The organism is Pseudomonas nitroreducens TX1 (assembly GCF_000313755.1).
GTDB classification, from domain to species: Bacteria; Pseudomonadota; Gammaproteobacteria; order Pseudomonadales; family Pseudomonadaceae; genus Pseudomonas; species Pseudomonas nitroreducens_A.
Genome location: NZ_AMZB01000138.1, coordinates 101711 through 114189, shown reverse-complemented (window position 1 = coordinate 114189; position 12479 = coordinate 101711). Strand labels below are relative to the sequence as shown.

Annotated in this window: 12 protein-coding genes; 5 read left to right on the top strand and 7 right to left on the bottom strand. The window is 64.9% G+C overall.

The features are described from left to right. Nucleotides 1-72 precede the first annotated feature (72 nt). Nucleotides 73-1194, bottom strand: coding sequence for a branched-chain amino acid ABC transporter substrate-binding protein (locus C167_RS0131100; protein ID WP_017522221.1), 1122 nt, complete (start codon nt 1192-1194; stop codon nt 73-75). A 308-nt stretch (nt 1195-1502) separates the two neighbouring features. On the opposite strand from C167_RS0131100, the gene C167_RS0131095 reads away from it, so the two are divergent. Continuing rightward, nucleotides 1503-1820, top strand: a complete 318-nt coding sequence (locus C167_RS0131095; RefSeq protein WP_017522220.1) for a DUF2288 domain-containing protein — start codon at nt 1503-1505, stop codon at nt 1818-1820. 66 nt (nt 1821-1886) lie between these two features. Then, on the top strand, nt 1887-2252 hold the full coding sequence (locus C167_RS0131090; protein ID WP_017522219.1) for a DUF5064 family protein: 366 nt from the start codon (nt 1887-1889) through the stop codon (nt 2250-2252). An 89-nt stretch (nt 2253-2341) separates the two neighbouring features. Here the strand turns inward: C167_RS0131090 and phnE are convergent, their stop codons facing one another. The 4 genes from phnE to C167_RS0131070 are packed head-to-tail and all read right to left on the bottom strand — an operon-like array spanning nt 2342 to nt 5605. Beyond that, entirely contained in the window at nt 2342-3112 is a 771-nt protein-coding gene (phnE, locus tag C167_RS0131085; RefSeq protein WP_017522218.1) for a phosphonate ABC transporter, permease protein PhnE, read from the bottom strand. Next, entirely contained in the window at nt 3109-3951 is an 843-nt protein-coding gene (locus C167_RS0131080) for a PhnE/PtxC family ABC transporter permease (RefSeq protein WP_017522217.1), read from the bottom strand. Before C167_RS0131080 ends, phnE begins: the two co-directional genes overlap by 4 nt. Continuing rightward, nucleotides 3945-4751 carry a phosphonate ABC transporter ATP-binding protein gene (locus C167_RS0131075; protein ID WP_017522216.1) on the bottom strand — a complete coding sequence of 269 codons (807 nt, stop codon included), beginning with the start codon at nt 4749-4751 and terminating at the stop codon, nt 3945-3947. Before C167_RS0131075 ends, C167_RS0131080 begins: the two co-directional genes overlap by 7 nt. Beyond that, a complete protein-coding gene (locus C167_RS0131070) occupies nt 4748-5605 on the bottom strand; it encodes a putative selenate ABC transporter substrate-binding protein (RefSeq protein WP_017522215.1) in 858 nt (285 codons plus the stop codon). The genes C167_RS0131075 and C167_RS0131070 overlap by 4 nt, the downstream gene beginning before the upstream one ends. A 166-nt stretch (nt 5606-5771) precedes the next feature. Here C167_RS0131070 and C167_RS0131065 point away from each other — a divergent pair, with 166 nt between their 5' ends. Beyond that, nucleotides 5772-6671: an NAD(P)-dependent oxidoreductase gene (locus C167_RS0131065; protein WP_026079394.1), complete on the top strand. Its 900-nt coding sequence runs from the start codon at nt 5772-5774 to the stop codon at nt 6669-6671. Next, nucleotides 6668-7459 carry a hydroxypyruvate isomerase family protein gene (locus C167_RS0131060; RefSeq protein ID WP_017522213.1) on the top strand — a complete coding sequence of 264 codons (792 nt, stop codon included), beginning with the start codon at nt 6668-6670 and terminating at the stop codon, nt 7457-7459. The genes C167_RS0131065 and C167_RS0131060 overlap by 4 nt, the downstream gene beginning before the upstream one ends. A 16-nt stretch (nt 7460-7475) precedes the next feature. Here the strand turns inward: C167_RS0131060 and C167_RS0131055 are convergent, their stop codons facing one another. Beyond that, complete coding sequence (locus tag C167_RS0131055) at nt 7476-9638, bottom strand: putative bifunctional diguanylate cyclase/phosphodiesterase (RefSeq protein ID WP_017522212.1); 2163 nt, start codon at nt 9636-9638, stop codon at nt 7476-7478. 295 nt (nt 9639-9933) lie between these two features. Here C167_RS0131055 and C167_RS0131050 point away from each other — a divergent pair, with 295 nt between their 5' ends. Beyond that, entirely contained in the window at nt 9934-11592 is a 1659-nt protein-coding gene (locus C167_RS0131050) for a phosphoethanolamine transferase (protein WP_017522211.1), read from the top strand. Nucleotides 11593-11660: 68 nt separating this feature from the next. On the opposite strand, the gene C167_RS0131045 is transcribed toward C167_RS0131050, so the two are convergent. Then, on the bottom strand, nt 11661-12113 hold the full coding sequence (locus C167_RS0131045) for a universal stress protein (RefSeq protein WP_017522210.1): 453 nt from the start codon (nt 12111-12113) through the stop codon (nt 11661-11663). Between the last annotated feature and the right edge of the window lie 366 nt (nt 12114-12479).

Genomic DNA, 12479 nt, shown 5'->3' with positions numbered 1-12479 from the left:
ACGGACCCCCGGAATACTCGGATAAACAAAGCCCACTGCGGCTGCAGTGGGCTTTGTGTGGCGGCGGGTGGCTTACTTGGCTTCGGTCTTGCTGCCGTCCTTGTGCCACTGGTAGACCACGAAGTTGAAGTTCTTCAGGTCGCCCTTCTCGTCGAAGGCCAGGGTACCGGTCGGAGTCTCGAAGTTGTTGGAGCGCAGCGCTGCTGCCACCTTGTCGGTCTCTTCGCCACCGGCTTTCTTGATGCCTTCGGCGATGACCTGGACGGCCGCGTAGGCCGGGAACACGAACGGACCGCTCGGGTCTTCGTTCTTGGCCTTGAAGGCGTCAACCAGGGCCTGGTTCTTCGGATCCTGGTCGAAGGACTTCGGCAGGGTCACGTACAGGCCTTCGGAAGCCGGGCCGGCGATGGCGGAGATCTCTTTGTTACCCACGCCTTCCGGGCCCATGAAGCCGACTTTCAGGCCTTTCTCGGAAGCCTGGCGCAGGATCAGGCCCAGCTCCGGGTGGTAGCCGCCGTAGTAGACGAAGTCGACCTTGGCCTGCTTGAGCTTGGCGATCATCGCGGAGAAGTCCTTGTCGCCGGCGTTGATGCCTTCGAACAGGGCGACCTTGACGCCAGCGTCTTCCAGGGTCTTCTTCACGGCAGTGGCGATGCCTTCGCCGTACTGCTGCTTGTCGTGGATCACGGCCACGGTCTTGGGCTTGACGTGCTCGGCGATGAACTTGCCGGCGGTCGGGCCCTGCAGGCTGTCCAGACCGATGGTGCGGAAGATCAGCTTGTAGCCGCGGGAGGTGATGTCCGGGCTGGTGGAGGCGGCGGTGATCATCAGCACGCCTTCGTCTTCGTAGATGTCCGAAGCCGGTTGAGTGGAGCTGGAGCACAGGTGGCCAACGACGAACTTCACGCCATCGTTGACGATCTTGTTGGCAACGGCCACGGCTTGTTTCGGATCGCAAGCGTCGTCGTAGACCACGCCTTCGAGTTGCTTGCCATCGACGCCGCCAGCCTTGTTGATCTGCTCAATGGCCATCTTGGCGCCAATGAACTGCATCTCCCCATACTGGGCGACCGCGCCGGTCACAGGGCCCGCCAGAGCGATCTTGATGGTGTCGGCGGCCATGGAGAAGCTGGCAACGCCGGCCAGGGCCATGGCGGTGAACAGCTGGGAAAGACGCTGAGTACCCTTTTTCATAGTGCTCCACTCTTCTTGTGTTTTCGTTTTTGTAGTCCTGGTTGCCGAAGGCTTCAGGACCGGGATTGCCCCGGACAGACCCACCGGCAACTGTACCGGTACAGTGTAGAGTGCCGCCGGACCGCTTGAAAAGCAGGGGGCGGGCAGCCGATTGTGGGCATGTCGCAAGATTGACACAAACGTACAGAAAAACGGCGCTGTCTGACTTATCCCCGTGGGTTTTCCATCATCAGCGAAAACGTCGTCCGAACCTTGCCTGGCGTGGTCCCGGCGCTATCATTGCGCCGTTCGTTTACCAGGTGAGATCCATGACTGAAGAAGCTAGCACCCTCTATGCCAAGTTGCTTGGCGAAACCGCGAAGATTTCCTGGCAGGAGCTCGCGCCGTTCTTCGCCCGCGGCAACCTGCTCAAGGTCGCGGGTTCCGCTGACCTGGTGGAGGTCGCTATGGGCGTGGCCGAGGACGACAAGGCGAAGGTCGCCGCCTGGCTGGCCGGTGGTGATCTGCACAGGGTTGACGAGAAACTGGCGCAGGACTTCCACGACCGTGATCCGGAACTCTGGGCGGTGGTGGTCGCACCCTGGGTGCTGGTGCAAGAAAGAGTTCGAAAAGAGTCTCTGCACTGACCCGGGGCGATTTCCAATTCGCAAAGGCCGGCTAGACTGTCGGGATTCCATAGAAGGAGATTCGCCATGTTCGAACCGGGCCATCTGCATCTTCAGTCTCTGCCGGGGCTGGGGCAGCAGGAGATCGACGCTCACATCAACTATGAAGTCCGCAAGGATGTGGAAAAAGGCACCCTTGTCCACTTCGTCATGAAGGGCGAGATCGACGGCAATTCCTTTACCGAAGAATGGGACATGCCCAAGGAGCAGGCTTTCAACTTTGCCAGCGATGCCACCCGTATCGCGCAGAAGCATGGCCTGCACCCGCGGTTCGGCTCGATGGTGCGCAACCATAAAGAGTACGACGCGATGTTCGAGGACATCCGTCAGAAGCTCGGGACCCAGCCTGGCGACCCCATCGACCTGGACAAGGTGATCCACGGCGATTCGTAAGATCCGAATCCAATAAAAAGCCCGGTCAAGTGCCGGGCTTTTTATTGCCTGTGACGCCAACGCCACTCTGTGTAGGAGCGCGCTGGCGGTCAGTGGCTCACCCAGCGCTGCCGTGCCCAGGCGCTCAGGCTGTCGACGCACAGCACCAGGAACAGCATGGCAAGGATAACCGTGGCCGCCTGGGCCTGCTGGAACAGGCTGAGGCTGAAATACAGCATCTGCCCCAGCCCTCCGGCACCGACGAAGCCGAGCACGCTGGCCATGCGGATATTGTTCTCCCAGCGATAGAGCACGTACGCCACCAACTGCGGCCAGACCGCCGGCAGGGTGCCGTAGGCGAAGGCGGCGACGCGTCCGCCACCGGCCAGGCGTACGGCTTCGGCCGGGGTGGTTGGGGTGTTCTCCAACGCTTCGGCGAACAGCCGGCCGAGCACTCCGCCGGTATGCAGAGCGAGGGCCAGCGTGCCGGCATTCGGCCCGAGCCCGGCGGCCAGTACCATCAGCGCGCCCCAGACCAGCTCCGGAACCGCGCGCAGGGCATTGAGCAGCAGCCGGGACAGGCTCTGCGCGATGCGCCCGAAGCGCCCCGCCGCCGGCAGCGCCAGTAGCAGGCCCAGCAGCGCCGCCAGCAGGGTGCCGATGGCGGACATGGCCAGGGTTTCCAGGGCGCCGCGACCGACTGCCGCGACGTGCGGGGCACTCAGGTCCGGTGAAAGGAAGTCGCGACCGTAATCGAGCATCTGGCCGAGGCCACGTGCGTCGAACAGCCCGCCGGTGTCCATTTCCAGGAAGGCGAATGACGCGCCGATCGCGAGCAGGACCAGCAGCAGCCAGCCCAGGGTACGCAACAGGCCGGTCATTCGAGCCTCCCGCGCAGGACGCGGCTGAGCAGGTCGGCGCCCAGCACCAGTAGCAGGAACGTCAGCAGAATGCTTGCCACCTCGCCGCCGGCGAACATGCGCAGCGACAGGTCGATCTGCTGGCCGAGGCCGCCGGCGCCGACGAAGCCCATCACCACCGAGGCGCGAATCGCGCATTCCCAGCGGTAGACGGTGTAGGAAATCAGTTCCGCCGCCGCCGAGGGCAGCACGCCGTAGGCGAAGGCCTGCAACCGCGAACTGCCGCCCAGCAGCAGGGCGCGGGTCGGTCGCGGGTCCACCGATTCGAAGATTTCCGCGTAGACCTTGCCGAGCATGCCGCCGTAGGTGATGGCGATGGCCAGCACGCCGGCGGTGGGGCCCAGGCCCACGGCGCGGACGAACAGCAGTGCCCAGACGATTTCCGGCACGCTGCGCAGTACGATCAGCAGGCCGCGCACCGGCCAGCGCAGGGCGCGTGCCCACCAGGCTGGCAGTCCGCCGCGGGGCAGGGCGGAGATCGACAGCGCACGGGTGGCCAGCAGCGCGGCGGGGAAGGCGATCAGCCAGGCCAGTGCCATGCCGGCCGTGGCGATGGCCAGGGTTTCCAGGGTGGCGCGGCCGAGCAGGGCGATGAATGCCTGGTCGTGGGCCGGCGGCCAGAAACCGCCGAGGAAGTTGGCCATGGTCCGCGCGTTGTCGCCGCTGAACAGGCCGGCGATATCCAGCTCGGACAGGCGCAGCCCCGGCCACAGCAAGGCCAGGGCGAGCAGGGTAAGCAGCAGGCGCGGCAGCGCCGCCGGATCGCGGGGCGGGCTTTGCGGGAGGGCGGGATTCAGCATCGTGGAATCTGCACCACCACGGGTTTGCCCACCGGCGAGGCGGCTTCCTGCTGGCCGAGTTGCTCGTTGGCGTAGAGGGCGCGCAGGTCCTCGGGCGTGACGTTTTCCGCCGGCTTGTCGAAGGCGATCCTGCCGTCGCGCACGCCGACGATGCGTGGGAAGTGCTCCAGCGCCAGGTCCACTGCGTGCAGGCTGGCGATCAGCGTCACGCCACGGTTCTGCGCTTCGCGGGTGAGCACGCCCAGGGTGTGGCCGGCGAGCACCGGGTCCATGGCCGAGACCGGTTCATCCGCCAGCAGCACCTCGGCCTGCTGGTACAGCGCGCGGGCGATGCCGACGCGTTGCAACTGGCCGCCGGAAAGCTGGTCGCAGCGCTCGAAGAGTTTGTCGCCCAGGTCCAGGCGTTGCAGCTCGCTGCGCGCGCCGGTGCTGTCGACGGGGTAGAGCAGGCTGGCCAGGCTTTTCCACAGCGGCCACTGGCCGAGACGGCCGGCGAGCACGGCGGTGACCACCCGCTGGCGCGGTGGCAGCGGCGGAGCCTGGTGCACCAGGGCGATGCGCGAACGCAGGCGCTGGCGTGCGGAGCCGCTCAGCGCCCAGGGCTGGGCGCCGAGCAGGTCGATGCTGCCGGAAGCGGGTTTCAGTGCGGTGGCGAGGATGCGCAGCAAGGTCGTCTTGCCGGCGCCCGACGGGCCGATGATCGCCACCCGTTCACCGGCAGCGACGCTGAGGTCGATGCCGGCGAGCGAGCGCTGGCCGTTGGCGTGGATGTGTTCCACGCCGGTCAGTTTCAGCGTCACTTCAAGAGGCCGGCGGCGCGCGCCGATTCCTCGATGCCCTTGTAGTTGTCAGGCTGGGTTTCGATGAAGCGGCTGGCCGCCTGCAGATCGAGGATTTCCTTGTCGCGCGGTTTGCTCGGGTCGAGGGCGAGGAAGGCCTTCTTGATCTTCTCGGCCAGGGCCGGATCGAGGTTGCCGCGCACGGTCCAGTTGTAGTCGTAGTAGGTCGGGGTGGTGGCGAAGACCTTCACCTTGTTGGTGTCGACCTTGCCGCTGTCCACCAGCTTCTGCCAGACGGAGGCGTTCAGCACGCCAGCGTCGACCTTGCCGGCCTGGACCCAGGCGACGGTGGCGTCGTGGGCGCCGGAGTAGGCCACGCGGGAGAAGAACTGCTCGGGCACCACGCCGTCCTTTTGCATGAAGTAGCGCGGCATCAGGCTCCCGGAAGTGGACGACACGGAACCGAAGGCGAAGGTCTTGCCCTTGAGGTCCTGGATCGATTTCACCTTCGGGTCGGCGGTGATGAATTTGCTGGTGAATTGCTGATCCTGCTCGCGCTGTACCAACGGGATGGCATTTCCGGTCTTCAGCCGCGCCTGGACGAAGGTGAAACCGCCCAGCCAGGCCATGTCCAGGCGATCCGAAGCCAGGGCCTCGACCACGCCGGCATAGTCGGACACCGGGATGAACTTCACCGGCATGCCCAGCTGTTCTTCCAGATAGGCGCCCAGCGGCTTGAACTTGCGCAGCAGCTCGGTAGGGGCTTCATCGGGAATGGCCGAGACTTTCAGTTCTTTCGGGGTATCGGCGTGGGTGAAAACGGCGGACAGGGACAGGGCAAAACCGGCGGCGAGCGCCAGGGAGCGTTTCAGCATGGGGAGAGTTCTCCGGTTCAATGGCGGAAAAAACTCCGGGATTATAGTGGCGGCGCGTCTGTTTGGCAGCCGTCCCGCTAGCGAAAGCAATGCCGGCCGGTCAACTTCGCGCCTGCTAGAATCCCGCTCCCCGTGCCCGTCCTGCTGTCGAACTGGAGATCATCCCATGTCGTCCCCTTTGCCATCCCTCGCTTTTGCCGGTCTCGGTTTGATGGGGGTACCCATGACGCGCCGCCTGCTTGCCGCCGGCTACCCACTGTCCGTATGGAACCGCTCCGCCGGTAAGCGTGAGCTGCTGGCCGCTGAAGGTGCCCAGGCTGTGGAGACGCCCGCACAGCTGTGCGCCGACGCCGAGGTGGTGATGCTCTGCCTGGCCGATACCGCCGCCGTGCGCGAAGTGGTGTTCGGCGCGGGCGGCATCGTCGAGAGCGGCCGCGCCGGCCAGGTGCTGGTGGACTTCTCCAGCCTTGAGCCGGCCGCGACCCGTGAGATGGCCGCCGAGCTGGAAGCGCGTACCGGCATGCGCTGGATCGACGCGCCGGTTTCCGGCGGTACACCGGGCGCCGAAGCCGGCACCCTGGCGATCATGGCCGGCGGCCGTGTCGAGGACATCGAGCGTGTGCGGCCGATCCTCGCCCATCTCGGCCAGCGCCTGACGCGTATGGGGGATGTCGGCGCGGGGCAGGTGACCAAGGTCTGCAACCAGATGATCGTCGCCTGCAACGCGCTGGTGATCGCCGAGGTGGTGGCGCTGGCAGAGAAGGCGGGCGTCGATGCGAGCCTGATCGCCCCGGCCCTGGCCGGCGGTTTCGCCGATTCCAAACCCCTGCAGATCCTGGCCCCGCAGATGGCCGAGAGTCGCTTCGAACCGGTGAAGTGGCACGTGCGCACACTGCTCAAGGACCTGGACACCGCCGTGAAGCTTTCCCGCGAGGAGGGTTCGGCCACGCCCATGAGCGGCCTCGCCGCGCAACTGATGCGCCTGCATGGCAGCCAGGGCAATCTCGAACGCGACCCGTCTACCCTGGTCGAGCAATACCGTCAAACGAAGGAATTCCCCGCATGAAGCTCTGCGCCAACCTGTCCCTGCTGTTCACCGAAGTTCCGCTGCTGCAGCGTATCGACGCCGCCGCCAAGGCCGGTTTCGAGGGCGTGGAGATCCAGTTCCCCTACGACGTCCCCGCGCAGGACCTGAAAGCCGCGCTGGACGAAGCCGGCTTGCCGCTGGTGCTGATCAACCTGCCAGCCGGTGACCTGATGCAGGGCGGCCCGGGCATCGCCGCCGTTCCGGAGCGCGCTGCCGAATTCGAAGCCGCGTTGGCCAAGGCGCTGGACTATGCGCGCATCGTCAAGCCGCAGCACATCAACGTGCTGGCCGGGCGGCTGGTCGAGGGGCAGGAGCGCGAGGTCTCGCTGCAGACCCTTGCCGAGCGCCTGCGCGCCACCTGTGATGCCTTTGCCGGCAGCGGCACCGATGTGCTGATGGAAGCCATCAATTGCCACGACATGAAGGACTTCCTGCTCAATACCCCCGAGCACCTGCAGGACATGCTCGAACGCGTGGCGCGGGAAAACCTGCGCGCGCAGCTGGACCTCTACCACATGGCGCGCATGGGCCTGGAGCTGGTGGATTGCATCTACGCGCTGATGGGTCAGATCGGCCATGTGCAGTTCGCCGATTACCCCGAGCGCGGCGAACCCGGCTCGGGCGAGATGGAGTTCGAAGTGCCGCTGCAGGTGCTCGACGACGTGGGCTACGATGGCTGGCTGGGGGCCGAGTACCGTCCTACCGGCACTACCGCCGATTCCCTGCGCTGGCTGCCGCGCTGGCGCGCCGGCAAGTTCGACTTCTGAGCCGGGACCACCGGCCTCAGGCCTGGTTGCGCAGCAGCGCCGGATCGCTGTCCTCGCGGTAGGCCTCGAGAAACTCCACCAGCGCGCTCAAGGGCAGGGGCCGGCTGAACAGGTAGCCCTGGGCCAATTCGCAATGGTTATCGCGCAGAAAGGCCAGTTGCTGTGCGTGCTCCACGCCCTCGGCGATCACCTTCAGGTGCAGCTTCTGCGCCATGGCGATGATCGCCTGGGCAATCTCGCTGTCGCGGCGTGATTGCGGTACGTCACGGATGAATGAGCGGTCCACCTTCAGCGCGTCCAGTGGCAACTGGCGCAGGTAGGACAGCGACGAGTAGCCGGTGCCGAAGTCGTCGATGGACAGGCTGACGCCCAGGTCGCGCAGACGGTTGAGCAGCGGGATGGTCTGGTTGATGTTGGACATCACGGCATTCTCGGTGACCTCCATTTCCAGGTAGCGGGCCGCCAGACCGGTCTCTTCCAGGGTTCGCTGGACTTCGTCGACCAGGCTCTCACGCCCCAGGTTGCTGGCGCAGCAGTTCACCGCCACACGCAGGCTGTCGTAACCCAGCTCGTGCAGGCGGCGCAGGTCCTGGCAGGCACGGCGCAGCACCCAGGCATCGAGCGCGCCGATCAGGCCATTGGCGGTGGCCAGGCCGATGAAGCGGTCCGGCGCCAGCAGTCCGTGGGTGGGGTGCTTCCAGCGCACCAGCGCTTCGAGCTGCGCCACTTCGCCATGGTCGATGCGCAGGATCGGCTGGTAGTAGAGCACCAGTTCGTCGTCCCACAGCGCCTTGCGCAACTCTTCTTCCAGTTGCAGTTCCTGGGTGGCCTTGGTCTTCAGGTGCGGGCTGAAGAAATGGGTGGCATTGCGGCCGTTGCCCTTGGACTGGTACAGCGCGAGATCGGCGTGCTTGAGCAACTCCTCGGGCACCTCGCTGTCGTTGGGGAACAGGCTGATGCCAACGCTCAGGGTCATCACCAGGCTGCGCCCGGCGATGCTGATCGGCTCCTTCATGCGCTGCATCAGGCGCTGGGCGAGGATGCGCGCTTCATGGTCCTCACCGAGGTCGGCGAGGATGCAGAACTCGTCGCCGCCAAAGCGTGCCAGCAGGTCGGTGCCGCGCAGCGCGCTGCGGATGCGCTCGGAAACGATGCACAGCAACTCGTCGCCGGCCGCGTGGCCAAGGGAATCGTTGACCCGCTTGAAGTGGTCCAGGTCCAGCAGGATCACCGCCATGCCCTGGCCCTTCTGGCGGTTGCGTTGCAGGCGCGCCTCGAACTCGTCGTTGAGGGCGTTGCGATTATGCAGACCGGTGAGCCCATCGAAGCGCGCCAGTTTCTGCAGCGAGGCGTTGGCATTGTCCAACTGGCTGAGCAGGGCGTTGACCCGGCTCAGCTCGCTTTCCTTGCTTTCCAGGCTGTCCTCGATCCAGGCCGCCCAGAGCCCGGCCAGTACCACGGCGAGGGCCAGCAGGCCGACCATCAGTCCGAGCTGGATGGCGTTGTTGCGGCCCAGGTCCGCCACCGGCGCTACCCAACTGGGCAGGGTCAGGGTCAGTGCGGCCATGCCGGTGAAGTGCATGCTGGAGATGGCACCACCCAGCAGCAGGCTGGCGGCGATCTGGTAGATCCGCTGGAGATTCGCCGGTTGGCGGTTGAGCACCGGGGCCAGGACCAGGGCGACGAAGGCGACCAGAACGGCGAGCAACACTGACAGGGTGACCAGCAACGGGTCGTAATGCTGCATGGGCGGCGTCTGGATGGCGGCCATGCCGGTGTAATGCATGCCGGCGATGCTGGCGCCGATGCAGCAGGCGGCCAGCAGGTACTGCAGCGGGCTCAGCCCGGCATGGGCCAGCAGGCGCATGGCGACCACACAGATGCCGATGGCGATGAGCAGCGAAAGCAATGTCAGGCCGCCGGAGAAATGCAGCGGCACCGAGGCGTGGAAGGCCTGCATCGAAACGAAGTGCATCGACCAGATGCCGCTGCCCAGGCAAATGCCGCCGACCCACTGCCAGCGGTGGGCGTGTTGCGGCGCGCGGACCATTCGCGCGGCGATGCTCAGGGCGACGAAGCTGGCGACGCAGGCGATGAAGATGGCCAGCAGAACCAGCCAGGGGTTATGGGAACACTCCAGCAGCACAGCATCGGGTAAGGCGTCCTGGTGCCAGTCCATGGGCGGGATGCTCCGGATGTCGAGGGTGCGAAGGCAGATTGATATCACTTTTGTGTTGAGTCTAGAAAGTCGCCAACACGCTGCAAGCGGACGGTTGCTATTTCGCTGCAAGGCCATGGAGCGCGCGACGTACGGTAGTACCAAGTACCGGTTCGATCATTGTTCCGACCACTGGCCGAAAGCGTGTAGCCAACTTGACACTTTTTTGACTAACTGCCCGCTAGAGTTGCGCCGCCGGCCGGCAGGGTCGGCTATTTCATTTCCTATCCGACTATCGATGTAAGGAGTGCGCTCGATGTCCGAGGGCAAGCGCCGCCTCTTCCCTCAGGTCAGCCCCGCGCGGCTGGTCCTGCTGTTCTCGCTGGCACTGGTGCTGTTCTACAACTTCGCCACCTGGCGGGCACTGAACAGCCTGGTTCCCATGGAAGGCCTGTGGGGCGTGGCTTTCTTCGCCTCCTTCGGCTTGTTCCTGTGGGCGGCCTTCACCCTGCTGCTGACCCTGGTGTCCTTCCGCCCGCTGCTCAAGCCGGCGCTGACCCTGGTGGCGCTGGTGTCCGCGGCCGCGGCGTACTTCATGAACTCCTACGGTGTCGTGATCGATACCGTGATGGTGCAGAACGTCGTCGAGACCAACCCCGGCGAAGCCACAGCGCTGTTCAGCGCGCGCATGTTCGGCTACCTGCTGGTGCTCGGCGTGCTGCCGGCGGTGATCATCTGGCTGACGCCGGTGCGCTACAGCCCGTTCTTCCGTGGCCTGCTGACCAAGGTATTGGTGATCTTCGGTTGCCTGGTGGTGGTTGCCGTCTGCGTGGGGGCGTTCTATTCCACCTACGCCCCGGTGTTCCGCCAGGAAGAGAAGCTGACTCACTTCATCAACCCGACCAACTACATCTATGCGGTGAGCAAGTTCACCAAGCAGCGCCTGGGCATCAAGGAAAACCTGGTGGTGCAGCCCATCGGCGAGGATGCGGTGATGCCGCGCAAGGTGAGCGCCGATGGCCGCAAGTCGTTGATGATCTTCGTGGTCGGTGAAACCGCACGCGCGGACCACTTCTCCCTCAACGGCTACGCCCGCGACACCAACCCGGAGCTGAAGAAGCTCGATATCGTCAACTTCGCCAACGTCAGCTCCTGCGGGACGTCCACTGCGGTGTCGGTGCCCTGCATGTTCTCCAAGTTCCCTCGCGAGGACTACAGCGACAAGAAGGGCAAGACCAATCAGGGCCTGCTGGATATCCTCCAGCGCGTCGGCGTGTCGGTGCTCTGGCTGGACAACAACAGCGACTGCAAGGGCACCTGCCTGCGCGTGCCCAACCGCGACATTCCCAAGGACCAGCCCGGCCCGTTCTGCGATGGCAGGAACTGCCTGGACGAAGCCCTGCTGCAGAACCTGCAGGCCTACATCGACGGCCTGAAGGACAACGCGATCATCGTCCTGCACGCCGACGGCAGCCACGGTCCGGAATACTACGAGCGCTATCCCAAGTCGCTGGAGCGCTTCACCCCGGTGTGCCGAACCAACCAGCTGGGCAGTTGCAGCAGTGAGGAGCTGGTGAATGTCTACGACAACACCATCCTCTACACCGACTTCTTCCTGTCCAAGGTGGTGGAGCTGCTCAAGCAGAACCAGGAGCGCTTCGACGCCTCGATGGTCTACGTCTCCGACCACGGCGAATCGCTGGGCGAGAATGGCGTCTACCTGCACGCCGCGCCCTATGCCATCGCACCGAAAGCGCAGACCCATGTGCCCATGGTGATGTGGTTCGGCGCCGGTGCCCTCGGCGGCATGGGCGTGGACCGGGCTTGCCTGGAGAAAAAGGCGGCCAGCGACGAGTTGAGCCACGACAACCTGTTCCATTCGGTGCTTGGCCTGTACGGCGTACAGACCAGCCTGTACCAGCCGGAACTGGATATCTTCCACTCCTGCAGGCGCGACATGACCGCTGCGCAGTGACCTGGGCGGCGGCCATGAAAAAGGCCCTGCGGCTCACGCCGCAGGGCCTTTTTGTCTTTCCGGGTTAATTACTTCTCGCGAACCAGCAGCACGGGGCGGTTGCTGACGCGCAGCAGGCCTTCGGCCACACTGCCCAGCATCAGGCGGCGGACGCCGCGGCGGCCGTGGGTGCCCATGACAATGATGTCGGACTTGGACGCTTCGGCCTCGATCTCGATGCGCTCGGCGATCTCTTCACTGGCGCGTTCCTGGCAGACTCGCTCGAAGCTGGTTTTCACCGGGAACTCGGCGATCTTTTCCTTCGCCTTGCCGAGGATGTCGTCGGCGGCCTTCAGCGCGGCTTCGCGCAGCGGCTCCGGGTTGTAGTACACGGCGTAGTCGGGCAGATGGCGCAGCGGGCTGTCGACAATGGTGATGACACGCAGCTCGCCACCGCTCAGTTGGGCCAGCTTGGCTGCTTCGACCAGGGCACGGTCGGATACCGGGCTGCCGTCCACCGCTACCAGAATGCGCTCGTACATGATGTGTTCCCTCAATGAGTGGCTTGGTAGGAAAACTCTATCCCCCCACGGGCGAGAATCCCTTGCGCAGCGTCAATGGTAGTCGGAATGTCCGAATGTGCCGGGAATAGAGCGGTGTCCCCGTGGACGGACAGGTGCCCGTGCGGGTTCGCGAGCAAGCTCGCTCCTACAGGGATTACCTGCCGCTCTTGTAGGAGCGAGCTTGCTCGCGAACAGATGGTAGGGCGCATGACGCGTCAGCGTTATCCGTAGCGGGGCAATTGGCGGATAACCCGTTCCGGGTCCTGGTTCTGCACTATCCGAGAGCACCGGATGGCTCCCTCTCCCTGAAGGGAGAGGGGACTGGTTGGGTGCCGGCTGAAACCA